This window comes from Candidatus Binataceae bacterium, assembly GCA_035650475.1.
In the GTDB taxonomy this organism is placed as follows: Bacteria; Desulfobacterota; Binatia; order Binatales; family Binataceae; genus JAKAVN01.
Map to the genome: position 1 here is coordinate 32,357 of DASRHP010000001.1, position 25,070 is coordinate 57,426.

At 67.6% G+C, this 25,070-nt stretch carries 21 protein-coding genes and 1 tRNA gene; 17 read left to right on the plus strand and 5 right to left on the minus strand.

Annotation, left to right across the window (positions count from 1 at the left end; genetic code table 11):
• Window positions 1-288: 288 nt before the first annotated feature.
• Entirely contained in the window at window positions 289-2,580 is a 2,292-nt protein-coding gene (locus tag VFB33_00170) for a cbb3-type cytochrome c oxidase subunit I (protein HZO80082.1), read from the minus strand.
• A 218-nt stretch (window positions 2,581-2,798) separates the two neighbouring features.
• Between VFB33_00170 and VFB33_00175 the strand changes: the two genes are divergently transcribed.
• Genes VFB33_00175 through VFB33_00195 form a run of 5 tightly spaced genes read left to right on the plus strand, consistent with a single transcriptional unit; the run spans window position 2,799 to window position 7,921 of the window.
• Window positions 2,799-3,827 (plus strand): LLM class flavin-dependent oxidoreductase, encoded by a 1,029-nt coding sequence (locus VFB33_00175; GenBank protein ID HZO80083.1) that lies wholly within the window; start codon window positions 2,799-2,801, stop codon window positions 3,825-3,827.
• Between the two features lie 45 nt (window positions 3,828-3,872).
• Entirely contained in the window at window positions 3,873-4,676 is an 804-nt protein-coding gene (locus tag VFB33_00180) for a 5-oxoprolinase subunit PxpA (protein ID HZO80084.1), read from the plus strand.
• Window positions 4,677-4,685: 9 nt separating this feature from the next.
• The gene (locus VFB33_00185) at window positions 4,686-6,032 is read left to right on the plus strand and encodes a glutamate-1-semialdehyde 2,1-aminomutase (protein HZO80085.1); all 1,347 of its coding nucleotides are present in this window, start codon (window positions 4,686-4,688) and stop codon (window positions 6,030-6,032) included.
• Window positions 6,033-6,050: 18 nt separating this feature from the next.
• Complete coding sequence (locus VFB33_00190; protein HZO80086.1) at window positions 6,051-6,932, plus strand: allophanate hydrolase subunit 1; 882 nt, start codon at window positions 6,051-6,053, stop codon at window positions 6,930-6,932.
• Window positions 6,917-7,921, plus strand: a complete 1,005-nt coding sequence (locus tag VFB33_00195; protein HZO80087.1) for a biotin-dependent carboxyltransferase family protein — start codon at window positions 6,917-6,919, stop codon at window positions 7,919-7,921. The genes VFB33_00190 and VFB33_00195 overlap by 16 nt, the downstream gene beginning before the upstream one ends.
• Window positions 7,922-7,942: 21 nt before the next feature.
• Here VFB33_00195 and lptB read toward each other — a convergent pair whose 3' ends face one another.
• Both lptB and VFB33_00205 read right to left on the minus strand, forming a co-directional pair.
• Entirely contained in the window at window positions 7,943-8,752 is an 810-nt protein-coding gene (lptB, locus tag VFB33_00200; GenBank protein HZO80088.1) for an LPS export ABC transporter ATP-binding protein, read from the minus strand.
• Between the two features lie 142 nt (window positions 8,753-8,894).
• Entirely contained in the window at window positions 8,895-9,515 is a 621-nt protein-coding gene (locus VFB33_00205; GenBank protein HZO80089.1) for a septal ring lytic transglycosylase RlpA family protein, read from the minus strand.
• A gap of 149 nt (window positions 9,516-9,664) precedes the next feature.
• Between VFB33_00205 and VFB33_00210 the strand changes: the two genes are divergently transcribed.
• Together VFB33_00210 and VFB33_00215 are read left to right on the plus strand one after the other, a co-directional pair.
• Window positions 9,665-11,734: an NAD(+) synthase gene (locus VFB33_00210; protein HZO80090.1), complete on the plus strand. Its 2,070-nt coding sequence runs from the start codon at window positions 9,665-9,667 to the stop codon at window positions 11,732-11,734.
• Window positions 11,735-11,744: 10 nt separating this feature from the next.
• On the plus strand, window positions 11,745-12,254 hold the full coding sequence (locus VFB33_00215; protein HZO80091.1) for a c-type cytochrome: 510 nt from the start codon (window positions 11,745-11,747) through the stop codon (window positions 12,252-12,254).
• 45 nt (window positions 12,255-12,299) lie between these two features.
• Here the strand turns inward: VFB33_00215 and VFB33_00220 are convergent, their stop codons facing one another.
• Both VFB33_00220 and VFB33_00225 read right to left on the minus strand, forming a co-directional pair.
• Window positions 12,300-12,611, minus strand: a complete 312-nt coding sequence (locus tag VFB33_00220; protein ID HZO80092.1) for a hypothetical protein — start codon at window positions 12,609-12,611, stop codon at window positions 12,300-12,302.
• Window positions 12,612-12,754: 143 nt separating this feature from the next.
• Window positions 12,755-12,831 (minus strand) — tRNA-Arg (locus VFB33_00225).
• 154 nt (window positions 12,832-12,985) lie between these two features.
• On the opposite strand from VFB33_00225, the gene VFB33_00230 reads away from it, so the two are divergent.
• From VFB33_00230 to VFB33_00275, 10 genes are all read left to right on the plus strand, one after another.
• On the plus strand, window positions 12,986-13,201 hold the full coding sequence (locus VFB33_00230; protein HZO80093.1) for a hypothetical protein: 216 nt from the start codon (window positions 12,986-12,988) through the stop codon (window positions 13,199-13,201).
• Window positions 13,202-13,345: 144 nt separating this feature from the next.
• A complete protein-coding gene (locus tag VFB33_00235) occupies window positions 13,346-14,365 on the plus strand; it encodes an LLM class flavin-dependent oxidoreductase (GenBank protein HZO80094.1) in 1,020 nt (339 codons plus the stop codon).
• Window positions 14,366-14,684: 319 nt separating this feature from the next.
• Complete coding sequence (locus VFB33_00240; GenBank protein HZO80095.1) at window positions 14,685-14,876, plus strand: hypothetical protein; 192 nt, start codon at window positions 14,685-14,687, stop codon at window positions 14,874-14,876.
• 410 nt (window positions 14,877-15,286) lie between these two features.
• A complete protein-coding gene (locus tag VFB33_00245; protein HZO80096.1) occupies window positions 15,287-15,784 on the plus strand; it encodes a hypothetical protein in 498 nt (165 codons plus the stop codon).
• Window positions 15,785-15,930: 146 nt separating this feature from the next.
• Entirely contained in the window at window positions 15,931-16,587 is a 657-nt protein-coding gene (locus tag VFB33_00250) for a helix-turn-helix domain-containing protein (GenBank protein HZO80097.1), read from the plus strand.
• Window position 16,588: 1 nt separating this feature from the next.
• Window positions 16,589-17,386, plus strand: coding sequence for an HAD-IB family hydrolase (locus VFB33_00255; protein ID HZO80098.1), 798 nt, complete (start codon window positions 16,589-16,591; stop codon window positions 17,384-17,386).
• Window positions 17,367-19,007, plus strand: coding sequence for a lactate racemase domain-containing protein (locus tag VFB33_00260; GenBank protein HZO80099.1), 1,641 nt, complete (start codon window positions 17,367-17,369; stop codon window positions 19,005-19,007). Before VFB33_00255 ends, VFB33_00260 begins: the two co-directional genes overlap by 20 nt.
• A complete protein-coding gene (locus VFB33_00265) occupies window positions 18,997-23,478 on the plus strand; it encodes an AMP-binding protein (protein ID HZO80100.1) in 4,482 nt (1,493 codons plus the stop codon). The genes VFB33_00260 and VFB33_00265 overlap by 11 nt, the downstream gene beginning before the upstream one ends.
• Before the next feature lie 8 nt (window positions 23,479-23,486).
• Entirely contained in the window at window positions 23,487-24,428 is a 942-nt protein-coding gene (locus VFB33_00270) for a hypothetical protein (protein ID HZO80101.1), read from the plus strand.
• A 12-nt stretch (window positions 24,429-24,440) separates the two neighbouring features.
• Window positions 24,441-25,055, plus strand: a complete 615-nt coding sequence (locus VFB33_00275; GenBank protein HZO80102.1) for a dual specificity protein phosphatase family protein — start codon at window positions 24,441-24,443, stop codon at window positions 25,053-25,055.
• Window positions 25,056-25,070: the final 15 nt, after the last annotated feature.

Sequence of the window (25,070 nt, forward strand, 5' to 3'; positions counted from 1 at the left end):
CGCCTCCCGCCCGTCAGCGGGCCAAGGGCCAGCGGCTCTTCAGGCGAAGCTCTCGCCCACGCCATAGGCGCGAGCGGGTGCGGGTGGCCCGTTCGCGCGCACCTCGACGGTCTTGCCGCGTGCCGGCCGAGTATTCCGGCAAGCTCGGCTCAGGATTCTACGCGCGCTCCACAACGAACCCACGGGGGCAGACCCCCACGCCCGCCGCAGCGGCAGGCCGCAGGCCGGGAGAGGCCAAGTCAGTAACACCATTGTTGGCCCCAGGCCTGTTGGAGTCCGCGAACGCCCTCACGCGGCAGCGCGCTCGCCGGCCTGCACGTCGGTCGGCGCGCGCCACAGCGCGAGGTAGGTCTTGATGCTCGCGATCACGAGCGGCAGGACGCCGAGCAGGATGAAGACCAAGTCGCCGGGCATCCGCGCCCATTCGATCGCCCGCATCAGCGGCTCGTCGCGAAACAGCATACTGCGCGCGTGCCAGTAGCCGTGATGCAGAACGTCGCGCAGCTGCACCACGCCGCCCGGAAACAGGTTGGCCGCCAGCATCAGCGCCAGGCCCAGGTTCAATCCCCAGAACGACACGCGAACATATTTCTCCAGCCTCGCCCATGCCTCGCCCGACAGCACCTGCCGGTACGCGAATACCATCAGGGCGACCGCGAGCATCCCGAACACTCCCATGAAGGCCGCATGCCCGTGATTCGGCGTGAGCAGCGTGCCGACTTCGAAATAGCTCACGATCGGCAAATTGATCAGAAATCCGAAGACGCCGGCGCCGACAAAGTTCCAGAACCCGACCGCCATCAGAAAATAGAAAGTCCACCTGTGCGGCACCGTGATCGACTCGCCGCATAGCCCGCATTGTCGGCGCGTAAGTTTCACGAAGTCCCACGCGTCGAGCGTGAGCAGGGTCAGCGGCACCACCTCCATCGCCGAGAACATCGCGCCCAGCGCCATCGTGACTTCCGGCTGGCCGGTGAAGTACCAATGATGCGCGGTGCCGATGATTCCGCTGCCCAGGTAGAGCAGCGCATCGAGGTAGATGACGCGCACGGCCGTCGCCCGCTTCACCATCGCGAGGTGGTAAAAGATCAGCGCGACCGCGACCGTCACGAATAACTCGAGGAATCCCTCGACCCAGAGATGGATAATCCAGAACCGCCACAGGTCCACGACTGCGTAATTGGTGTCGACCCGGTAGAAGAAGGCGGGCACATAGAAGACCGGGATCGCGGTTGCCGAGCATAGAAACAGCGACGACAGCTCGCCGCGCTCGGCGTCCTTGAGCGCGGGCCGGATCCCGCGCCATATCAGCCACAGCCAGAGCAGAAGCCCGACCGCGAGCATCAGCTGCCACGCGCGGCCGAGGTCGAGGTACTCCCAGCCCTGGTTGCCGAACCACATCCAGACCTTGCCCATCATCTCGTGCATCCCAAACCACTCGCCGACCAGGCTCCCGCCGGCGACCACCACCAGCGCCCAGAACGCGAGATGCACCCACGCCGCCTGATGCGCGGGCTCGGTGGCGCCCACGGTGGGCGCCAGGAAGAGCCCGCCCGCGACGAAGGCGGTCGCAACCCACAGGATGGCAAGCTGGAGGTGCCAGGTGCGCAGGAGCTGGCTTGGAAACAACCATGAGATGTCGATGCCGTAAAAGCTCGACGGGTCGGCGCGATAGTGCTCGACGCCGCCGCCGACCAGCACCTGCGCGAGCAACAGCAGCGAGACGATAACGAAGAACTTGACCGTGGCCTGCTGGCTCGCGGTCGCCGCACCGAGCATGTGCGGGTGGACGTGCTCGCTGGTGCCGCGCCATCCGAGGAAATCGAAGCGGCCGAAGGCGAACAGGATCGCGGCGGTCGCGCCGAGCAGCATGATCAGGCTGAGCGCGCTCCACAGGATCGCGCCGCTGGTCGGCACATTGCCGGCGTCGGGATCGTAGGGAAAGTTGTTGGTGTACGAATGGTCGCTCCCGGGGCGATCGACGACCGAAGCCCATGCGGCCCACGCGAAGAACGCCGCCAGTTGGCGAATTTGCGCGGGATCGGAGATATAGTCGCGCGGCAGGCCGCCGTTGGTCGCGGGATCCCTGAAATAGTCAGTCCATTGCGCAAGCTGCGTGCGGAACGAATCGACTTCGACTTCCGTAAGCCGCAGCGTGCCGGTTTGCGGATCGTAGCGATTTTCCTTGAGCAGGCGCGCGACGTCGGTCCTGACGATACCGCGCTCCTCAGGGCGAAGCGCCGCGTACGTGATCGCGCCGCGCCGCCGCACGATCGTGGTGCGCGCCTCAAGCGCGAGCCGATGAAGATAGAGCGCGGAGAAATCGGGGCCGAGATAGGCGCCGTGGCCCCAGATCGTGCCGTTCTCCATCAGGCCGTGCTTGAGAAATATCTCCTGGCCCGCGGCCACGTCGGCGGCGGTGTACACGACCTCGCCCGACGGGTCGACCGCAGCCTTCGGTATCGGAGGCGCGAAAAGATAGGTTCGCCGCGACACCAATCCCAGTACGCAGAAGCAAGTCAGGACGACGACTACGACCGAGCGTCTCCACCACGGCGACAAGCTGTCGATCTGGTCCATGGTTCCACCTACGCTAACCACCGCAAGCCCCTACTAACGTCGCCGTTTAGCTTGGGCGCGCGCCCAGCGTCAAGCAAGCGTTTCACTCCGGTGGCCGCCGCCGCTATGCGATCCGGCGGCGGTTCCGCGACGCTCGCTCGCGGGCTATCTGCTCATCGGCTGCTGTGGTATAGAGCGCGCAGCGGTGCGCCGCCATCACCCGACCAACGGAGCAAGCTATGCTTTTCGGCCTCCTCTATTCCCTGCAGACGCGGCCCGATCGGGCGATCTCCCAAGCCCAGGTCTACGGCGAGATGCTCGATCAGATCGCGGCGGGCGAAGAGATGGGCTACGCGTCGGCCTGGCTGGTCGAGCATCACTTCCTCGCCGACGGCATCTGCCCTTCGCCGCTGGTGACCGCGGCCGCGATGGCGGCGCGCACTCGCCACATGACCATCGGCACCAGCATGTATCTCCTGCCGCTCCATCGCCCGGTCCAGTCGGCCGAGGACGTCGCCGTGCTCGACAACCTCTCCAATGGCCGCTTCATCCTCGGTGTCGCCGCCGGCTACCGGCCCGAGGAATTCGCCGGCCACGAAGAGGAACGCGCCGGACGCGAGCAGCGGATGGAAGAGCAGCTCGAAATCATGATCAAGGCCTGGACCACCGCGTCGTTCTCCCATCGCGGCCGCTATTACAACATCCCCGAGACGATGGTGACGCCCAAGCCGGTGCAGAAGCCGCGCCCGCCGCTCTGGATCGGCGCCTCGACGCGCGCCGGATGCCGGCGGGCGGCGCAATGGGCCGACGCGCTGGTCGCCTCGCCCCGCCATCACATCAACGAGCTCAAGCAGCATCAGGCGATGTACGGCGAGTACCTCCAGCGCTTCAACAAGAGCCCGTCCTGCGTACCGGTGATCCGCGAGGTCTACTGCGCGCCGACCACCGCACAGGCCGAGGCCGAGGCGCGCGACGGCGTGATGTACATCCACGGCGGGATGTACGGCAAATGGTCGGCGGTGCGACCGTTGCGCGACGACTCGGGCGCGCTGGTCAAGGACCCGGCCACCGTCACCTTCGAGAGCCATCGCGACCGCTTCATCATCGGCAGCCCCGACCATTGCGTGCGCGAGATAGAGCGCTACCGGCGCGAACTCGGGATGGACTACCTTATCTGCTGGATGCAACTGCCGGGCGTTGACGCCGACAAGACGATGGCGTCGATGCGGCTGTTCGCGAAAGAAGTGATGCCGCACTTCAAAGGCTGAAACCGGCGCCGTGCGCGAGCCGCGCCGCAAGGAGGTTCGTCAACGATGCGTACCTGGATCGATCTCAACAGCGACATGGGAGAATCCTTCGGCAACTACGTCCTCGGCCGCCCCGAGGAGGTGATGAAACGCATCAACCACGCCAACATCGCCTGCGGCTTCCACGCCGGCGACCCGGTCTGGATCCGGCGCACGGTCGAGGCCGCCAAGCGCTACGGCGTGACGCTGGGCGCCCATCCAGGCTTCCCCGACATGATGGGCTTCGGGCGCCGTCTGATGAATATCTCGCTCCAGGAGGCGCGCGACTACGTGGTTTACCAGGTCGGCGCGGTCAAAGCGTTCGCCGACGCGGCGGGCGTGCGGCTGGCGGCGGCCAAGCCGCACGGCGCGTTTTACCTCTGGGCCCAACTTGGCGAGGAGAACTCGCGCGCGATCCTCGAAGGCTTCCGCGAAGTCGATCCCAACTTCGTATGCTACCTGCCCGCGCTGCCGCGCTACCCGATGCTGGAGACGGCGGAGCGGATGGGCTTTCGGGTGGTCAAGGAATTCTACCCCGGCCTGGTCTATTCCGACGACGGCTCGATCGGCGTCAAGCGCACCTACGGCGAAGAAAATATCGACGAGATGGTCGCGTTGGTGATGAAGTTCGTCACCCAAGGCAAGGTTACGACCTCCAGCGGCGGCGAGATCGACGTCGACGCCGACAGCATCTGCGTGCACGGCGACGTGATCAACGCGCCCGAAGTGCTGACCGCGCTCCATCAGGCGCTGCGGCAGGCCGGCGTCGCCGCGCGCAGCGCAATCGCCCAACTCGGCGGCAACGGCCACGTCGCCCACGCCGAAGCCTGAGGCGCGACCATGGCGCTGCAGAAATTCCTCGACGCCTACGTCGCGCGCACGCCGCGCTCGCGCCGGATTTACGAGGAGGCGCGCAACTACCTGCCCGGCGGGGTCAGCGGCAACGCCAAGTTCCTCAAGCCCTACCCGCTCTACCTCAAGCGCGCCGCGGGCGCGCACGTCATCGACGTTGACGGCAACGACTATGTCGATCTGCTCGACGCGGTGGGCGCGGCGATCCTCGGCCACGGCCACGAGTCGATCCGCCGCGCGGTCAAGCATCAGATCGACGAGGCGATCCTGCCGCTGATGGCGACCGAGCTGGAGGTCGAGCTGGCCAAGCGGGTCACGCGCCTGATGGACTACATGGAGATGATCCGCTTCGTGAACAGCGGCTCCGAAGCGACCCTGATGGCTTTGCGGGCGGCGCGCGCGTTCACCGGCCGCGAACGGATCGCCAAGTTCGAGGGCAACTACCACGGCCAGCACGATTGGTCGCTCATCGGCGGCGCCGCGGCGGGCCTCGGCCCGAACAGCGAACCCGCCTCCGCGCCCGACTGCGCCGGCATCCCGCACGCGGTAGTCGATAACGTCCTGATGCTGCCGTACAACGACATGGCCGCGATCGACCTCGTGCGCCGGCACGCACGCGAGCTCGCCGCGGTGATCATCGAGCCGGTGGCCGCCTTCTTCACCGGCGCGGTGCCCGCCGAGCCGGAATTCCTGCGCGCGCTGCGCGGGGTCACCGCCGAAAACGGAATCATGCTGATCTTCGACGAGGTGGTCACAGGCTTCCGGCTCGGGCTGGGCGGCGCAGCGGCACACTTCGGCGTGCGCCCGGACCTCGGATGCATCGGCAAGATCGTCGGCGGCGGCTTTCCGATCGGCGCCTTCGGCGGCCGGCGCGACCTGATGGAGAAGGTGATCACGCCGACCAAGCAGCCGTCGGACCTCAAGGAAAAAAGCTTCGCGTCGGGGACCTTCTCCGGCAATCCGATCAGCATGGCCGCGGGGATCGCCGCGCTCACCGAGCTCGAGCGCAACCCGGTTTACGAGTACGTCGGCGCGATGGGCCACGCGGTGCGCGAGGGGATTGCAAAGAGCGCCGCGCGCCGGGGCTTCCCGGTCCAGGTCACCGGCGTCGGCTCGCTCTTCCACGTCCACTTCGCCGATGCGCCGATCACCGGCAAGCGCTCGGCGATGCGCGCCGATCACGCGCGCCAGTACGAATTCAGCATGGGACTGATCTCCAAGGGCGTCCTGCTCACGCCCAACCATCCGGGCTTCCTCTCCGCCGCCCACACCGCGGACGACGTTCGCGAGGTCATCCGCGTGGCGGACGAGGTGCTGGGCGAGATGGCGGGCTAGCGCGCGAGGCGGCCGCCGATGGAGACGCGCTACGACTACGGCGGGGACGAATACATCTTCGTCGACTTCGCCATCGAGATGAGCCTTGAGGTGAACTTCAAGGTGCTCTCGATTTGCCAGGATATCGGCCGCGAGAAGCTCCCCGGCGTGGTCGAGGTATGTCCGGGCAACGCGTCCTACCTCGTGCACTACCGGCCGGAGGAGATTGATCCCGACAAGCTGATCGCCGAGCTGCGCAAGCTCGAACACGCCGCCGCCCATATCACGACCATCAGCTCGCGCCTCGTCGACATCCCTGTGCTCTACGACGACCCGTGGACCAAGGAGTGCGCCAGGCAATTCGCCGACCGCCATCAGGACCCCTCGGTCACCAATCTCGAATACCTGATGCGGATCAACGGCTTCAGCGACAAGCGCGAATTCATCGAGGCGCATTCGGGGCGCCCATATTGGATTTCGATGGTGGGCTTCGTGCCCGGCACCGCCTGGGGCTACCAGATGGTGGCGCGCGAGCGCGCCTTGCAGGCGCCCAAGTACGTCCGCCCGCGCACCGACACGCCCGAGCGCACGGTCTCCCACGGCGGCGCATTCATGGCGATCTATCCGGTGCGCGGTCCCGGCGGCTACCAGTTGATCGGGATGACGCCGGTGCCGGTGTACGAGCCCGAGGGCAGGCTCGCCGATCTGCGCGAGACCCGCATCCTGGCCAAACCCGCCGACCGCTGGAAGCTGCGGCCGATCGACCTTGACGAGTTCAACGCCATCCGCGCCGAGGTCGAGGCCGGAACCTATCGCTACGGAATCGTCGAGCAGGAATTCCGCCCCGCAATGTATTTCGAGGACCCCGAGGGCTATCTCAACCGCCTGCAGGATGAGGCCCGCGCATGCTCAAAGTCCTGAGGCCCGGGCTGCTGACCACCGTCCAGGACGCCGGCCGTTTCGGCTGGTACCACATCGGGATGCCGCCGGCGGGCGCGATGGATCAGTTCTCGTTCCGCGCGGGAAACCTGCTGGTCGGCAATGACGAAGGCGCGGCGGCGCTCGAGACCACGTTCCTCGGGCCCGAGCTCGAAGCGGGCGCCGACCTGACGGTCGCGGTGACCGGCGCGCCGCTCGAACTGCGGCTCAACGGCGCGCCCGCTCCGATGTGGGTCGCGCTGGAGCTCAAGAAGGGCGACCGGCTGGAGTGCGGACAAGCGCTGGCGGGAGTGCGCTCGTACGTCTGCGTCGCGGGTGAAATCGACGTCCCCGAACTGCTCGGCAGCCGCTCGACCTACCTGCTCGGCCGCTTCGGTGGGCTCGGCGGCCGCGCGCTTGCCAAAGGCGACGCTCTCCGGGTGGGCGAGCCGCGGCGCGCGGCGCGCGAGCTGACGGGACGCCGGCTCGACCCGCGCTTGCTGCCGACCTTCCCCGAAGTCGCCGAACTGCGCATTCTGATGGGCCTGTGCGGATATCGGCTCACCGAGGACAGCGCCGCGCAGTTTCTGGAAACGACGTGGACCGTCTCCACCGAGGCCGATCGAATCGGCTACCGAATCCAGGGCGTCGAGTTCAGCTTTCGCCAACGCGAACAGCCCTTCGGCGCGGGCTCCGATCCTTCCAACGTGGTTGACGTCGGCTACCCGGTGGGCTCAATCCAGGTGCCCGGCGGCAAGGAAGGAATCCTGCTGATGCGCGACGCAGTGACCGGCGGCGGCTACGCCACCATCGGCACCGTGCTCCAGTGCGATCTCGACCGCGTCGCACAGGCCGCGCCGCGCGCGCGCCTGCGCTTTCGCGCGGTCACGATCCGCGAGGCGCTCCAGATACGCGCGCAGTACCGGGCGCGTCTGCGCGCGCTCGCCGACTCGCTCGCGCTGTTCGACAGCGTCGGATGGCTCGGCCAGTAGCGAGTCTGGCCCAAGCGGGCTTTATCTGGCGAGGCGGAAGCGCTCGCCGAGGAAGACCTGGCGCACGACCTCGCTGTCAACGATCTCGCGCGGGCCGCCGTGGAACAGGATCTTGCCCGCGTGGATCACGTAGGCGCGGTCGATGATCGACAGCGTCGCGTGGACGTTGTGGTCGGAGATGATGATCCCGATGCCGCGCTCCTTGAGGTAGCTGATGATGCGCTGGATCTCGACCACGGTTATCGGGTCGATTCCGGCAAACGGCTCGTCGAGGCATAGAAAGAGCGGGTCGAGCACCAGCGCGCGCGTGATCTCGACCTTGCGCCGCTCGCCGCCCGACAGCACACTCGCCTTCGAGCGCGCCAGGCGCGCGATATCGAGTTCGTCGAGCAGCGATTGCAGCCGCGCCTGGCGCTCCTCCTCGTTGAGCGGCAGGGTTTCGAGCACCGCAAGCAGGTTCTGCTCGACCGTAAGCTTGCGGAAGACCGAGGGCTCCTGGGGAAGGTAGCTGATGCCGCGGCGCGCGCGCTGGTAGAGCGGGAGCATCGTGATGTCCTCACCGCCCAGGCGCACGGTGCCGGCGTCGGGCTTGATCAGCCCGACCACCATGTAGAAGGTCGTGGTTTTGCCGGCGCCGTTGGGACCGAGCAGGCCAACAACCTCGCCGCTACGCACCTGCACCGCGACGCCGTCCACCACCGCGCGGCCGCCGTAGTGCTTGGTCAGCCCCTGCCCCTCCAGCGACGCCTCTCTGGGCTTGGGCGCGGGCGTTGGGCGCGCCTGCTGCTCGCGCAGTTGCTCAACCTTGGCCATCGTATGCGAGGCTGCCACGGTCCTTCAGCAGCTAGAACTTATCGGGTTTGCAGCAATGAAAGAAGAAAAGGCAGACCCGCTATCCACAATACGGACGACGCGCGACTTGGTTTCACCCGCCGCACCCGCTACGCGACGCGATTTTGCGCACGCCCCCGCTCTAACGAACCATCTCGAGCAACCAGTCGCCGACCGGGTTAGCCACCATCCGGCGCGACGGCGGCGCCCCCGCCGCCGAGGCGTAGGCGTAATGATGGATCGGGCGGTGATAGCGGCGGCGCATGCGGTAGCGGCGCACATTGACCTGCCCGCTCCATCGCGCGGGCGCCGCCGCGTCCGCCGACGCGGTCGTATCGAGCCGGTCGATTTGGACCCGAGCGACGCCGCGGCGGGCCAGTCCGATCCGCTGCGCCGCCCGCTGGGAAAGGTCGATCCCGCGCCCCCGCACGTAGGGTCCACGGTCGTTGATACGCACTACCACCGACTGTCCGGTGCCAAGGTTGGTGACGCGCACGCGCGTGCCCAACGGCAGCGTGCGCGAGGCGGCGGTCAACTGGTTGCGATCGAAGACCTCGCCCGAAGACGTGCGCCGCCCCTGGAATCCGGGCCCGTACCAGGAGGCGACGGTGGTGACGTGTCCGCTGGAAGGCGCGGCCGCGGGCAGCGGCGCGGGCGCCGGAGCAGCGCGCCGCGCGCTATAGGCCGAGCATCCTCCCAGCCACAGCGCGGCGCCCGCCGTCCACGCCAGGCGCGCCGAGCACTGCCCCAGATACCTCCGCATCCGACCAACCCCGAGCGCGCCGGCCCGCGCGCCTGTCCGCAGTCTAGTCACGACACGCCCCGCAACGCCATAGCCGCGCCGATTCATTTTGCGCACCGCGCGTTATAGGCTGAAAAGACGCGGCGCAACGCGTACGGCGAGGAGGCGACGTGAGAGCGGGCGAGGAGTTCTTCAACTTCCACAACCACGACATGGTGCGGGTCGCGGTTGGAGTCCCCGCGCTGCGCGTGGCCAATCCCTCGTTCAACGGCGAGCAAACGCTAGCCCTGATGCGCCAGGCGGCCGAGCGCAAGGCCGCGGTCGTGCTGTTTCCCGAACTGGGTCTCGCCGGGTACTCCTGCGACGACCTCCATCAGCAGCGCGTTGTGATCGACGGATGCGCCGCGGCGCTGGGCCGGATCGTCGAGGCCAGCCGCACGTTCAACACCGTCGGGGTGGTCGGCCTGCCGCTGGTCGTCGATAACCTGCTGTATAACTGCGCCGCGGTGGTCCATCGCGGACGCCTGCTGGGCGTCGTACCCAAAACCTACCTGCCCAACTACCGCGAGTTCTACGAGCTGCGCCAGTTCACGCCCGGCGACGTCGCGCTGCGCGAGGAGATCGAGCTGCTCGGCCAGTCGGCGATCCCGTTCGGCGCGCGGCTGCTGTTTCAGGTCCAGGAGCAGCCGCTGATGGTGATGCACGTCGAGATCTGCGAGGACCTATGGGTGCCGATCGCGCCGTCGTCGTACGCGGCACTCGCCGGCGCCACCGTCCTGCTCAACCTCTCCGCCTCCAATATCACGATCGGCAAGGCCGATTATCGCCGCGCGCTGGTCGCAAGCCAGTCGGCGCGATGCATGGCGGCCTACCTTTACTCGGGCGCCGGACCGGGCGAATCGACCACCGATCTGGCGTGGGACGGCCACGCGCTCATCTCGGAAAACGGCAACCTGCTCGCCGAATCGCGGCGCTTCGCCTACGCGCCGCAGCTCGTATGCGCGGAGATCGACCTCGAGCGGCTGGCGCAGGAGCGGATGCGCCAGAACAGCTTCGGCCAATCGATCCGCAACCAGCGCGACGCGCTGCGCGGATTCCGCACGATCAGCTTTTCCTCCGAGCTCGCGCGGCGCGGCCGGATGCTCCCGGAGCGGCGGCCCGAGCGCTTTCCCTACGTCCCCGCCGATCCGGCGCGCCGCGACGAGCGCTGCTCGGAGGTCTATCAGATCCAGGCCCAGGGGCTGGCGACCCGCCTGCGCGCGACCGGTATCAAGCGCGTCGTGATCGGCGTCTCGGGCGGGCTGGACTCGACCAACGCGCTGCTCGTGTGTGCGCAGGCGATGGACCATCTCGGCTACCCGCGCAGCCACATCCTGGGCTACACGATGCCCGGCTTCGCCACCAGCGCGCGCACGCTCGACCAGGCACACCGGCTGATGGCGGCGATCGGATGCACCGCGCACGAGCTCGATATCCGGCCGGCGAGCCGCCAGATGCTCGCCGACATCGGCCATCCCGCCGCCACCGGAGCCGAGCTTTATGACACCACCTTCGAGAACGTGCAGGCAGGCGAGCGCACCAGCCGCCTTTTCCGCCTGGCCAACATCAACGACGCGCTCGTCGTCGGCACCGGCGACCTGAGCGAGCTGGCGCTGGGATGGTGCACCTACGGAGTGGGCGACCAGATGTCGCATTACGCGGTCAACGCGAGCGTGCCGAAGACCCTGCTCCAACACATCATCCGATGGGTTGCCAATAGCGGGCGGCTCGGCGCCGAGGCCACCGCCACGCTCATCGACATCCTCGCAACTCCGATCAGTCCCGAGCTGGTGCCCGCCGCCGACGGCGGCAACTCGCACCCGGCCCAGGACACCGAGGCGATCATCGGGCCGTACGAGCTGCATGATTTCAGCCTCTACCACACACTGCGCTTCGGCTATCCGCCGTCTAAGATCGCGTTTCTGGCGTGGTGCGCATGGCACGACGCGCGGGTGGGCGGATGGCCCGATATTCCGGCCGACCAGCGCCGCCAGTACGACATCGGGCAGATAAAGGCGCATCTGCGCACTTTCGTCTACCGCTTCTTCCAGACCAGCCAGTTCAAGCGCAGCGCCATCCCCAACGCGCCCAAGGTCGGATCCGGCGGCTCGCTCTCGCCGCGCGGCGACTGGCGCGCGCCCTCGGACAGCGAGGCCGCGGCGTGGCTCGCGGCGCTCGAACTCGTGCCCGACCGTGAGTAAGCCCGCCGCGATGGACACGACGAAAGCCGCCGGCGCGGCGGCCGCAATGGACTCCCCGGCCGGAATCGCGATCAGGCGTGCTGCAATCGGCGCCGCCGTGGCTCTGGCAATCGCGCTTTTGGCCGTATGGCCGCGCTGCGCGCTGGCGCAGACGCGCCCCGGTGCGTCGCCAACGCCGTTCGTGCTGAGCGGCGAGCAGGAGTACCTGTTCCACTGCGCGTCGTGCCACGGGCTTAGGGCGCGCGGCGACGGGCCCGCCGCGCACGCTTTCAGGGTCCGGCCTCCCGACCTGACGCTGCTCGCGTCGCGCAACGGCGGGGTCTTTCCCGAGCAGCACGTCTTCGCAACCATCGACGGCAGCGCGGTTATCGCCGCGCACGGCACGCGCGAGATGCCGGTCTGGGGCCAGATCTTCGAGCAGCAGGGCTCCTATACCTACGACCGTGCGGCGACCTCGCGCGAGGTCCGCGAACGCATCCAGCGCCTGGTCGACTACCTCAAGTCGGTCCAGCGCAAGTAGAACCGCCGACGCGCTGCGCCGCGAATCCCGACCGAAGGAGGACGCTCAGTCGCGCTGCTGGGAGAATTCGCGATTGGTGACGTAGCCGGTGCCCGCGCCGCTCAGGCCGCCGGCGATCGCACCGCCGAGCGGACCACCCACTGCGGCGCCCACCAGCGCTCCCGCGCCGGCGCCTGCGACGCCGCCCGCCGCCGCGCTGGTCTCCGGCGACTTGGTCATCTGGCCCGACAGGAAGCCGGCGTCGGCGCCGATGATTCCACCGAGCAGCCAGGCGCATCCGGAAAACAACACTCCGAAGGAGACAAACAAAGTGGCTGCGACGAGAACGCGCGTCGCACGCGGAAGTGCCCTGCCCATCGTCCATGACCTCCACCACCGGCTTCGGAGCCTCGCTCCGAACCGACACTACAGTATCAACCGAACCGCAATTTTCAGGTGCGGTCAAGCTGCCAGCGACGCGCGGCTGCGGGACGCACGCACGTTCGCGTCAGGAAAAAAACTGGCGCGCCCGAAGGGAGTCGAACCCCCAACCCTCGGATCCGAAGTCCGATGCTCTGTCCAGTTGAGCTACGGGCGCGCCCGAACCAAGGCGGAACGTTTGCTTTCTAACACGAGGGCGCGGTTGACGTCGACGTCGCAGCGGTCAGCCCTTAGACGGCGCCGCAGTGTTCGCAGCCTCGGCATGGTCGCTATGTTCTTACGGCAAAGGCTCGCTGCGGAGCCGGCGCACAATGAAGCGGCGGTATCAGTCCGCAATGCTCCTGGCGCTTGCTTTGGCGGGTGTCGTGGCCGCGCAGACGATCGAGCCGGCCGCCAAGCCGATTCAATCAGCGCATCGGACCGTGGTTCGTCTCGCTGGCCGTCGCAAGCTCGACAGCTGCGATTGCTACCACTATCTGCCGCCAGCCAAGCCCGATAGGGTAAGGGCGCTGGACGCAACGCAGTGAAGCGCTCCCTGCTCTGTTCACCGGCATAAATCGCGGGCCGGTTACGCTCGGTTAGGCGCTTGCCCCAAAGCGGTGGTTTGCTCTACGCCTAGGGCGGACCGCGAACCCATAGCCCTGAGCGCAGGGCGAACAAGGAGACCGGCGATGAAATTCGGCGTGATGTACGACTTCCGTAATCCGCGGGCATGGGCGCGCCCGTATCCTGAACTCTACCAGAGCCTGTTCGATCAGATCGTCCGCCTCGAGGAGCTCGGCTTCGACAACGTCTGGCTCACCGAACATCACTTCTTCGAGGACGGCTACAATCCGGCACTCCTGCCGACCGCCGCCGCGATTGCCGCGCGCACCCGTCGCATCCGTATCGGCAGCTTCATCCTGCTGTTGCCGTTCCACGCGCCGGTGCGCGTGGCCGAAGACGTGACCTGCGTCGACATCGTCTCCAACGGCCGCTTCGATTTCGGCGTCGGCCAGGGCTACCGCGCGGAGGAGTTCGCTGCGCTCAAAATCCCGCGCACGGAGCGAACGGCGCGCCTGCGCGAGGGGATCGAGCTTATCCGCCGGCTGTGGACCGAGCCCAGCGTCACCTTCTCCGGCAAGTTCACACAGGTCCAGGAGCTCTCACTCCATCCCAAACCGGTGCAACAGCCGCATCCGCCAATTTGGATCGGCGCCCGCACGGAGAAGGCCGCGCGGCGGGCGGCTCGGATGGGGTTCCATCTCATGGCCACACTGGGGCCCGACCCCGCGATTCCCTACTATGACGAACTCAAGCGGGTTGGACGGGACCCGGCGCAGTTTTCGGTCGCCCAGCTGCGGGCCGTTTACGTCGCGAAGTCTGCCGACCAGGCGTGGGCCGAGGCGGCGCCGCATCTGCACTACATGATGGAGAACTACGGCCATTGGCTGGCTGAAGCCAACGACGCCGCCGGTGACCAGCACGTGTGGGACTTCGCCAGCCCGGACGAGATTCGGAACTCGCCGGTCGCGGATTCGCTGATGATCGGAACGCCCGCCGAATGCATCCGAAAAATGGAGGATTTCCGCCGTTCCTACGCCTGCACGCACTTCATCATGGCCACCCAGCTACCCGGCCTCGATCCGCGCCGGACGAAAGCCTCGCTCGAGCTGTTTGCGGCTGAGGTGATGCCGCATTTTCGGGGCTAGCCGGAGCGCTACAGGTTGGGCCTAGCTGGCTCAATCTGCCCGCGCCTCGCTCACAATGTTTTTCTGGCTGAATTTTGGCCACTTGGAAGTCAGACAAGGACATAGATGCGTATAAGCTCTTGACTCATGCCACGATTGGTCGTCGGCCAAAAATCGCCGATCTCTTTCTATATCATCGTCTAATCTTGCCAGTATGGAGCAAAATTTGGTAAGTGTCTTTGCATAGACTACGGCATTGCGTCGCCTTGCAGCTTGGGCCGTGGCCGTACCGCAGTGGGGTTGATGGGGTTCTTGTCGGAATTCCCGAGGGAGGATTGAAATGGGCCGGATCCAACGTCTTTGGCGCAAGGCAGGGTGCTTCGGCGATGCCCAGACGATGACCGAATACTCGCTGATCCTGGCGCTGGTCGCGATCGTCGCGTTTTCGGCATACCTAGTGATGGGCAACAATCTCGATACCATAGCCAACCAGATCGACGTATTCGTCAAGGGCGCGCTCAGCGTCTTTTAGCCAAAATCCTCCAAGTTTTGCCTTGACCTCCGCCGCAGAACCCGCGGCGAGGCAAGGCTGCCATCTGCGCAGTCGGCAGAGGGCTGAAGTCTGCGTGGCGCACTTCCCGAGACCGGGCGCGATCGCCGCGGTTGAATAATCCCGCAAACGTCTTCGTCGAATCGATCGAGTGCGGCTCCTGAGGACTCTCCACCGCACTTCGGTTGCGATGCTCCTCCCAGCAGCCGAGTGGCCGCCCGTCGCGAGGCGGGCGGTGAACAGGCGGGCATCGGAGAGCCTCCCCCCTCTCTCGATGCCCGCCGTTCTTTTTTTCTCACCTACGTTTGCGCGCCTCTGAGCACCGCTGTTTCAAATCGACAAGCACGCTTCCTTGACATCGCCGGAGCCGCCACGTCATAGCTGGATGCTCAATGTGGCGTAAGAGATGTCTGGTTATCGTTCCGGTGGTGGGCTTTGTGGCAAGCGCGCTGCTTTTGAGTTGCGGCGGCGGCAGTTCGAACCCGATACCGTTGCCAACTGCGACTCCGGTCACCTTGGTAGGGGTCCGCATTTGCTCCAAGTTTCCGTCGGCCACGGCGGCCTGCCCGGTACCAACTCCAGTCGGCGTTGACATTTCGACCACATTCGGGCTCTTCGCCCAGGGGCAATTCAGCTCCAACGGCGTGATCAGCTACGAGGACATCACCCAGAATGCCAACTGGTTTTCGAACAGCTCGGCGGTGACGATTAGCGAACCACAGCCGACGACCACGCCGATCCGGGAGGAGTTCACCGCCGGCCCGGCCGCGGGATGCGCGTGCATCACCGTCGCTTCCGGTTCGCTCGTGAGCGCGCCGCTCAAAGTGACGGTCATCGATCCCAGCGCCAGCCCCACGGCGACCCCCTGTCCGCCGTGCCCCCCGTTCTAGAGGCCGGCTTCCAGATGCTCTTGGCCAGCTATCGCAGGCAATTTGCGCCTCTGTACCGCCTTCCTTAACTGCGCGGTTATCCACAGGGGACGGGTTTGACTCTGCCTCGGCGGGCCGATAGGGTCTAGCCCCGCCGGGGACCTCGGATGGAACGACAGGCCAGGCGCGCCCAGGTGCTTCGCCATGCGAAGCGGATCTTCGCGCGCAAGGGATACCACCGCACCAACGTCGCCGACATCATCTCGCGCGCCCGTATCGCGCGCGGCACCTTCTACCTGTACTTCCAGAACAAGAAAGATCTTTTCGAGGAACTGCTGGCCCAGGTGCTGACCGAACTCTCTCATCGCATCCAGCGACTGCGGGTGGGCCCCGACGAGCCGGATCCGATCGACCAGCTGCGTAACAACCTGCGGCGAGTGCTCAACTTCGTGCTCGCCGAGCGCGAACTGACCGACATCCTGCTCAACCACTCGGTCGGCTTCGACCGCGAGCTCGACCTGCGCATCCTGGAGTTTTACGAGCGTATCGCCGACGCCATTCAGCGCTCGCTCGACCTCGGCATCCAGATGAGCCTGGTGCGGACGTGCGACACGCGGATGGCCGCTTACTGCATCCTGGGGGGAATCAAGGAAGTGGTGGGCCAGATCGCGCGGCGCCGCCCGCGCAGCATCGACGCCGTGGTCGAGGAGATCCTGGCCTTCGGACTGGGCGGCGTAGCGCGCCCGGAACTGCTCGAAAGCATGCGCCGGCGCTCGCAATCGAGCACCGCCGAGCGTCTTGTTTTCGGGCCTAAAGTAGACTGACATGTCAGTTTACGGAAAGAGAGGCGGACGCGCCGCCCGCGGCAGGCCCAGAGCGTGCGCCTTTTATGACCTCGACGGCACCCTGGCCGACCTCAACCTGCTCCACGCCACGCTCTTCTTCATGGCGAACCTCGGCGAATGGAGCGGACGCGTGGGCTACCTGGCGCGGCTGGCGCTTGGCCTGCCACGGCTCTATCTCGCCGAGCGTAGCGACCGCCGCCTGCTCAACATGGTGCTGTTCGAATCGTACAAGGGCATCTCGCGCGACAGGCTCAGCGAACTCGGCGACGAGTACTGCGAGCGCGTGCTGGTACGCCATCTCTATCCGCAGGCGATCGAGATGCTCGAGGCCAATCGCGCGGCGGGGCTCGAACCGGTGCTGGTCACCGGCTCGCCCGACTTCCTGGTCGCCCCGCTCGCGCGCCGGCTCAATATCGAGCACATTGCCGCCAACCGCCTGGTCTTCAGCCGCGGCCGCGCCAACGGCAGGATGCGCGAACCGGTGATGGCGGGAGCGGAGAAGGCGGCGTGGTGCGCCGAGTTTGCCGAGGCGCAGCGTCTCGACCTCGACGCCTGCTGGGGCTACGCGGATTCGTACTACGACCTGCCCTTTCTCTGCGCGCTGGGCCATCCGGTGGCGGTCAACCCGGACCGCCGCCTGTTGGCCGCCGCGCATAACCGCAAATGGCCGATTGTCCGCTTCAGCCACGACGCCGACCAGGCGCGCACGAGCGCGGCGGCGGGCGCCTGGCTGATGGGGTGGCTGGGAGAACTGACCGATGGCGCGACCGGAAAGTAAGCTCAAGGAGCTGAAGAGCGCCGAGCTGAGGCACGAGCCGGGCGCGCGCCGCGATTTGGTGGTGACACTCAACCGCCGCTCGGCGCCGCGGCTCATCGCCTACGGCGACGACTTTTGGTACGAGCGGCTGCCCGCGGGCACCCGCGTGGTCTATCCGCCGCCGCCACTGGAGCCGCTCGCCGACCCCGACGCCGCGATTCGCTACGCGCTGCTGCGCCCGGAGAACGCCGATCCGCTCTTCGCTCAGCTCGACCCCAACATGCGCGTCACCATCGCGATCGACGACATCAGCCTGCCGCTGCCGCCGATGCGCCGGCCGGATATCCGCGAGCGCGCGCTCAACATCGTGCTCCAGACCCTTGCCGACTACGGCGTGGACGACGTCCATCTGATCATCGCAACCTCGCTCCACCGGCGGATGACCGAGGCCGAGATCCGCCGGATGGTGGGCGAGCGCGCGTTTCGCCAGTTCTGGCCCGAGCGTCTGTACAACTTCGACGCCGAGAACCGCACCGAGCTTGCGATGCTGGGCAAGACCGAGCACGGCGAGGAAGTGTGGCTGTCGCGGCGCGCCGCCGAGTCCGACCTGCTGATCTATCTCAACATCAACCTGGTGCCGATGGACGGCGGGCACAAGTCGGTGGCAGTGGGGCTCGCGCCCTACCAGAGCCTGCGCCACCATCACAACCCCGCCACTCTGCGCCAGTGCCATTCCTACATGGACCCGACGCGCTCGGCACTCCATCACACGGCCAACCGGATGGGGCGCGTGGTCAACCAGCACGTCAACGTCTTCACGATCGAGACCGCGATCAACAACCAGATGTATGGCGGAATGCTCGACTTTCTGCAGAAGAACGAGGACCGCTTCTCCGACTGGGACCGGATGCGCCTGCGAGGTTTTCGCTGGACGCTGGGCAACCTATCCGACCAGCTCCGGCGCCAGGCGCTTAACCAGTACGCCGCGCCCTACGGGATGACCGGGGTGTGGGCGGGCGAGACCGAAGCGGTCCATCGCAAGGCGCTGGCGCGCGTCTTCCAGCAGTACGCGGTCCCGGTCAAGGGCCAGTCCGACATCCTGATCGTCGGCGTGCCCTACATCTGTCCCTACAACGTGAACTCGATCATGAATCCGGTGCTCGTGCAGTGCACCGGGCTCGGCTACTTGTTCAACATGTTCCGCGGCAAGCCGCTGGTGCGCGAGGGCGGCACGATGATCATCTGTCATCCGCTGCGCGACGAGTTCCATCCCGAGCATCATCCGAGCTACATCGAGTTCTTCCATCGCTGCCTGCGCGAAACCACCGACGCCGCCGTGCTCGAGCGCAGCTTCGAGGCCGAGTTCGCGCGCAATCCGACCTACATCCACATGTACCGCTACGGCCACGCCTACCATGGGGTGCACCCGTTCTACATGTGGTACTGGGGCGAGCCGGCGCGCCAGCATGTCGGGCGCGTGATCGCGGCCGGATGCGAGGAGCCGGAGGTCGCGGCGCGCCTTGGATGGGAAGCGGCCGACACCCTGGACGAGGCGATCGCGATGGCGACCTCTGAGCTGGGACGCTCGGCCTCAATCACCTACCTGCACCTTCCGCCACTGGTGATCGCCGATGTCGAATAGCAACGGGGCCAACGCTGCGGGTGGGCGCGCGGCGATGCCGCCGCTGGAGCAGATTCTGCGCCGCCGGCGCATCCTGCTCACGGGCGCGACCGGCTTCCTCGGCAAGGTTTATCTCTACCTGCTGCTGCGCTGGCATCCGGAGCTCGACCGCATCTACCTGCTCATCCGCGGCGATCGCCGGCTCGCGCAAAGTCGCTTCCGGCGCGAAATCCTCGACTCGCCCGTGATGGGTCCGCTGCGCGAGCATCTCGGCGAGCGCTTCGAGCGCTACGTCGAGGAGAAGCTCGCGGTGGTCTGCGGCGACATCACGGAGCCCGAGCTGGTTTCCGAAGGCGAGGCGCCGGGACGCGGCGAGCTTGACGCGGTGGTGCACTGCGCGGGGCTGGTCAACTTCGAGGCGTCGCTGGAGAAGTCGCTGGCGGTCAACACCACCGGCGTCGCCAACGTGATCGAGTTCTGCCGCAAGCGCGGCGTGGCCCTGCTCCACGTCTCGACCTGCTACGCGGCGGGCGACGCCGACGGCCATCGCTACGAGGACGACAAACCGATCGACTGGAGCCCCAACGGGCGGCGCAACTTCAACCTGCGCCGCGAGATCCGCGATGCGCTCGCCGCGATCGCACGGGTCGAGGCCGAGTCGCACGACCAGGCGCGCCACGCCGACGCGCCGCACGCGGTTGCCGACACCGAGGGCGACGGCGCGCACGACGCCCACGAGGCCGCCGCCGAGCGCTGGCGCAAACGCTGGGTCGAGGAGCGGCTCAAGGAGGTCGGGCTTGCGCGCGCGCGGCGCTGGGGATGGCCCAACACCTACAGCTACAGCAAGAGCCTGGGCGAGCAGCTGGTGTTCGCCGCCGCGCGCGACGGGCTGCGCGCGACCGTGGTGCGCCCGTCGGTCATCGAAAGCGCCCTTGCGGACCCGTTTCCCGGATGGAACCAGGGAGTCAACACCAGCGCCCCGCTGACCTACCTCTCGGGGCGCGGCTATCGTTTCTATCCGGCCCGCAGCGAGTTGGTGCTCGACGTCCTCCCGGTCGATCTCGCGGCGCACGCGATGATCCCGATCCTCGCCGCCCTCCTGATCGACCGTCACAAGCCGATCTACCAGCTCTGCACGTCCGACGTGAACCCACTGCCGATGCGCCGGCTGGTTGAGCTGAGCGCGCTCAGCAACCGCCGCGAGCATCGCCGGGTAGGCGGCCCGATGGGCCGGCTGGCGCCGCATCTGGAGGCGGTGGTCGTATCGCAGAGCACCTACGACCTCGTCAGCCGCACGCTGCCCGCGCTGCTCAAGCAGGGCGCCGGCGCGGCGCGCCAGCTTTTGGGCGAAAGCTCCGAGCGCGCGCGCAGGTTGGAACAGCGAATCGAGCAGCTTAGCGCCAACACGGAGATGGCGCGCGGGCTGGTCGAGGTGTACCGCCCGTACATCCAGGAGCTGGTTTACACCTTCCACGGCAGCAACATCCGCGCGCTCTACAAGTCGCTGGCGCCGGCCGACGCCGAACGGCACCCCTACGCGCCCGAGCGGATCGACTGGGCCGACTACTGGATCAACGTACACCTGCCCGGACTGCGCCGGCACATCTTCGGCTCGCTCGACCTTCATACGCGCGGCCGCCCGAGCGCCCCGGCGCGCCATCGTACGCTGGCCGAACTGCTCGAGCGCGCGGCCGAGCGCTACGGCTCGCGCCCGGCGCTGGTCGCGCGCCATCCCTCGGGCGAGCGCGTCACCACCACCTTTCGCGAACTGCGCGACGGCGCGCATCGCGCCGGCCTCCTGCTCGGGATGCGCGGGGTCAAGCCAGGCGACCGTGTCCTGCTCATCGGGGAGAATTCGCCCGAGTGGGTGCTCGCGTATTTCTCGATTATCGCCGCAGGCGCGGTCGCGGTGCCGCTCGACCATCTGATCTCGCCCGACGAGCTGGCGTCGATCTGCCGGATCGCCGCGCCCAGCGCGGCGCTCTGCTCGGCGACCGTCGCCAGGCGCCTTGACGGCGCGCTCGGCCAGGTCGTGCGCGGGATCGTCGAGCTGGAATTCGCCGAGCTTACTCGACCGTTCGTACTCAAGGGGCGGCCGCAGACTCCGCCCGCGCCGGAGCGCAGAACGCTCGCCTCGATCGTTTTCACCTCGGGCACCACCGGGGCGCCCAAGGGCGTGATGCTGACGCAGGGGAACTTCGCGGCCGAGGTCGCGATGCTCGCGCGGGTGTTCTCGCTCGAGCCCACCGACGTCGTGCTCTCGCTGCTCCCGCTCCATCACACTTTCGAGTTCACCTGCGGGATGCTGCTTCCGCTGGCGCTCGGCGCCACCATCGTCTATCCGCTCGGCGTCGACGCGGCGAGCCTCGCGCGCACGCTGGCCGACGTACGGCCGACCGCGCTGATCGGCGTGCCCGCGCTGTGGGAGGCGGTCCATCGCCGCATCGTCGACGGCGTGGAGGCACGCGGCCCGTTCTTCCATGCGCTGTTCGACCGCCTGCGCGAACTCAACCGCGGACTCGATCGCGAATGGGGGCTCAACCTCGGCGGCCTGCTCTTCCGCCAGGCGCATACCGCGCTCGGCGGGCGGCTCAGGCTGGCGGTAAGCGGCGGCGCCGCCCTGCCCCAACGCATCGCCAGCTTCTTCAACGACATCGGCATCCGCCTGCTCGAAGGCTACGGGCTGACCGAGGCGGCGCCGGTGCTGAGTGTGGCGCGCCCCGACGAGGCGCTGGCCCCGGGCTCGGTCGGCAAGCCGCTCAACGGCGTAGAGATCAGGCTCGACTCCAACGGCGATGGCAGGCTCGGCGAGATCCTCGCCCGCGGGCCGAACGTGATGGCGGGCTATTACCGCAACCAGGCCGCGACCGACGAGGTACTGCGCGACGGATGGCTGCGCACGGGCGATCTCGGGCGCCTCGACGACGAGGGACGGCTGTACATCGTCGGGCGCGCCAAGGAAGTCATCGTCGATTCCGGCGGCAACAACATCTACATCGACGAGCTCGAAGAGGCCTACGGCCATTCGCCCTACGTCAAGGAACTCGCGATCGTCGGCCTCAAAGTCGCCCAGGGCGAGCAGGCGGCGGCGCTGGTGGTCCCGGCCTACGCGCGCGGGGAAAGCCGGCGCTCGGTCGAGGACAAGCTGCGCGCGCATTTCGAAAAGGTCGGCAACGGGCTCAGCCCGCACAAGCGCATCCGAATCCTGCGCTTCACCGACGCCGAGCTCCCGCGCACGCGCACGCGCAAGGTCCGACGCTCGGAGGTCGCCGCCATCCTGGAGCGGATGCTCCAGAGCCACGCCCAGGAGCGCGCGGCGGTCAGCGCCGAGGTCGAGCCGTGGCTCGCGCAGGCGCTCGCCCAGGTCTCGATCGGCGCCGATACGATCACGCCGGCGACCCGCCTGATCGAGGACCTCGGCCTGGATTCCCTCGCGCTGGCTGAGCTGGCCGAGCATATCGCAGCCCACGCCGGGCGCGAACTGAGCCCCGAGGAACTGGCCGATCTGCGCACGGTGGACGATCTCCAGCGGGTGGTCGGCCAGGAGAAGAACCGCCCCCGTTTGCCCTCGTACGCGAAGTTTGCCGAACCGTTCACGCCGGCGCTGCCGGGTCCGCTACGCCGCCTGGGCGAGGCGGCGTTCCGCTCGGCGCGACGCCTCGCATTCGACGGCTGGCTGCGGCCACGCGTGCTGGGCGCGGGCAACGTGCCCGCCAACCGCAACTTCCTGGTCGTCGCCAACCATGCGAGCCACCTCGATTTCGCGCTCGTCACCTACGCGCTCGGCGCGGCCGGGCGCGACCTGGTGGTGCTCGCGGCCAAGGACTATTTCTTCAACACCAGCGCGCGCCGCTTCGTCTTCAGCAACTTCACCCGCCTGATTCCATTCGATCGCGAGCGCGCGCAGCTCGACTCGCTCGACGACGCCCTGGCCGAGCTCGCCGCCGGACACAGCGTGCTGATGTTCCCCGAGGGCACGCGCTCACCCGACGGCGCGATTCACGAGTTCAAGAGCGGCGCGGGCTACCTGGCGCTGCGCAGCGGATGCGACGTGCTGCCGATCCGAATCAGCGGCACGCACGAAGTCCTGGGCAAGGGCGCCATCATTCCGCACCGCCATCCGGTCGAGGTCCGCATCGGACGCGTCCTGAGCAACGCCGAGGTGCGCGCGCTCGCCGACAACGGCGAAGGCGCGGGCGCCTATCGCAAGCTTGCCGACGCGATGCGCGCGGCGGTGCTGAGGCTGGGCGAACGGATGCCGGCCGAGGTCGCGCGCGTTGGCGCCGCGCGCAAGCCGGCGACCAGCGTCAACGGCGCCGCCGCCGGCGCGCATCCGAGCGGACCCGCCGAGGCCGCGAACGCAGACGCAGCGCCGCAAGCGCCGGCGGATACACCGCAACCGAACACGGGCGCGCATACGCTGGCTGAGCCGCGCAATGGCAATCGCAACCGCCGCGGCGCCGCGCGGGCCGGACGGCGCGCCAAGGGCTAGCCGCGTCGATGGACGGCGCCCGGCGCGCGCGGCTGCGCCGCCGCATCGGATGGATGGCGGGCGCGCTCGCGGCAGCCGCCGTAACTTTGGCCGCGCCGGCCTTGGCGTGGGACCATGAAACCCACCGTCTGATCGCGCGGCTCGCGCTCGACGCGCTCGCGCCCTCGCCGCTTAAGGATTTCCTCAGCCGCAACGAATCCCAGCTCGAATATTTCACGGTCGAGCCGGATCGGATTCCGGGCCGCGTGGAGAAGCGCCGGCACTACGTCGATCTCGAAATGTACGGCCGCCGCCCGTTCGAAGCGCTCGACCCAAGCCGCGCCGCGATGGAACGCGAATGGGGGCGCAGGCGCTTCGAGCGCAACGGCACACTGCCGTGGACGGTCGAAAGGCGTGCCGCCGAGCTCGGCCGCGCATGGCGCGCAGGTCAGTGTGCCAGCGTGCTCAAGCTCAGCGGCTACGTCGCCCACTACGTCGGCGACGCCAGTCAGCCGCTCCATACCACGGTCCACTACGACGGTTACCGCGACAACTACGGCGACCGCGGAATGCACGCGCGGCTGGAGGGCGCGGCAGACAGCGACGTCGCTGCACTGGCCGCGAGCGCGCGCCCGCGGGTGAAGCTAATCCCGATCACGTCCGTCTGGAGCGCTCTCGTTGAGGAGTTGCGCAGCGCACACCAGCTGGTCGGCTTCGTCGTCACCGCCGACCGCGAAACGCGAGCTGAGGCGCCACCTGCCAGCCGCGCGTTCAAGCGCAAGCTCGTCGCACTTGAGCAGGGGATGATGGCGAGTCAGGTCGCGCGCGCGGCCTCGGTGCTGGCCGCGATCTGGTTCTACGAATGGGAACAGGCGGGCCGTCCGGCGGTGTGCGCCTCCACCGCGTGCAGCCGCCCGCCCGCCGTCTGTGGATCGATGACCCGCCCCGTCTTAGGACGGCGGCCCGCATAGGATAAGATTGTGATGGAAGGGGCGCGCCCCGTGCGCACAGTCCGTAGCGAGGACTTTGCGGGCGCACCCACTTTTTGCATTACTGCCAAGATGGACTGGTGGACCAGACGGCCCGAGCATGATAATCGCCGCGCAGTGCGCGTCTATGGCCGGCCCTCGGTGAGCGAGCTTCGCCGCGAGCTTTTGATCGGCGAATTCCCACGCGTCGAAGACATCCCCTGGCTCAAGCAGGAGTTCGCCGTAACCGCCGTGCACAACCTCCAGGACGACCTCGACCTGGAGCTCCACGACTTGAGCGAAAGCGAACTCGCGCGCGCCTATCGCGAGTGCGGGATCAAGATGGTGCGCACGCCGATCCAGGACGGCAGCGCGGACGCGATGGCGGCCGAGCTCGCCATCGCGCTCGACGCGTTGGTCGGACTGCTGGGCGCCGGCGAGCGCGTTTATCTGCACTGCAACGCGGGGCTCAACCGCGCGCCGACCCTTGCGATCGCGTACCTGCACGCGCACTGCGGGATGTCGCTCGACGAGGCCTGCGCCTACGTCAAGGCGCGACGCGCCTGCGGACCGTTCATGACCATCCTGGAGGACTATTTCGGACCGCGCGATCACAAACCCCAACGGTGAGCCCGCCGCGCGGAC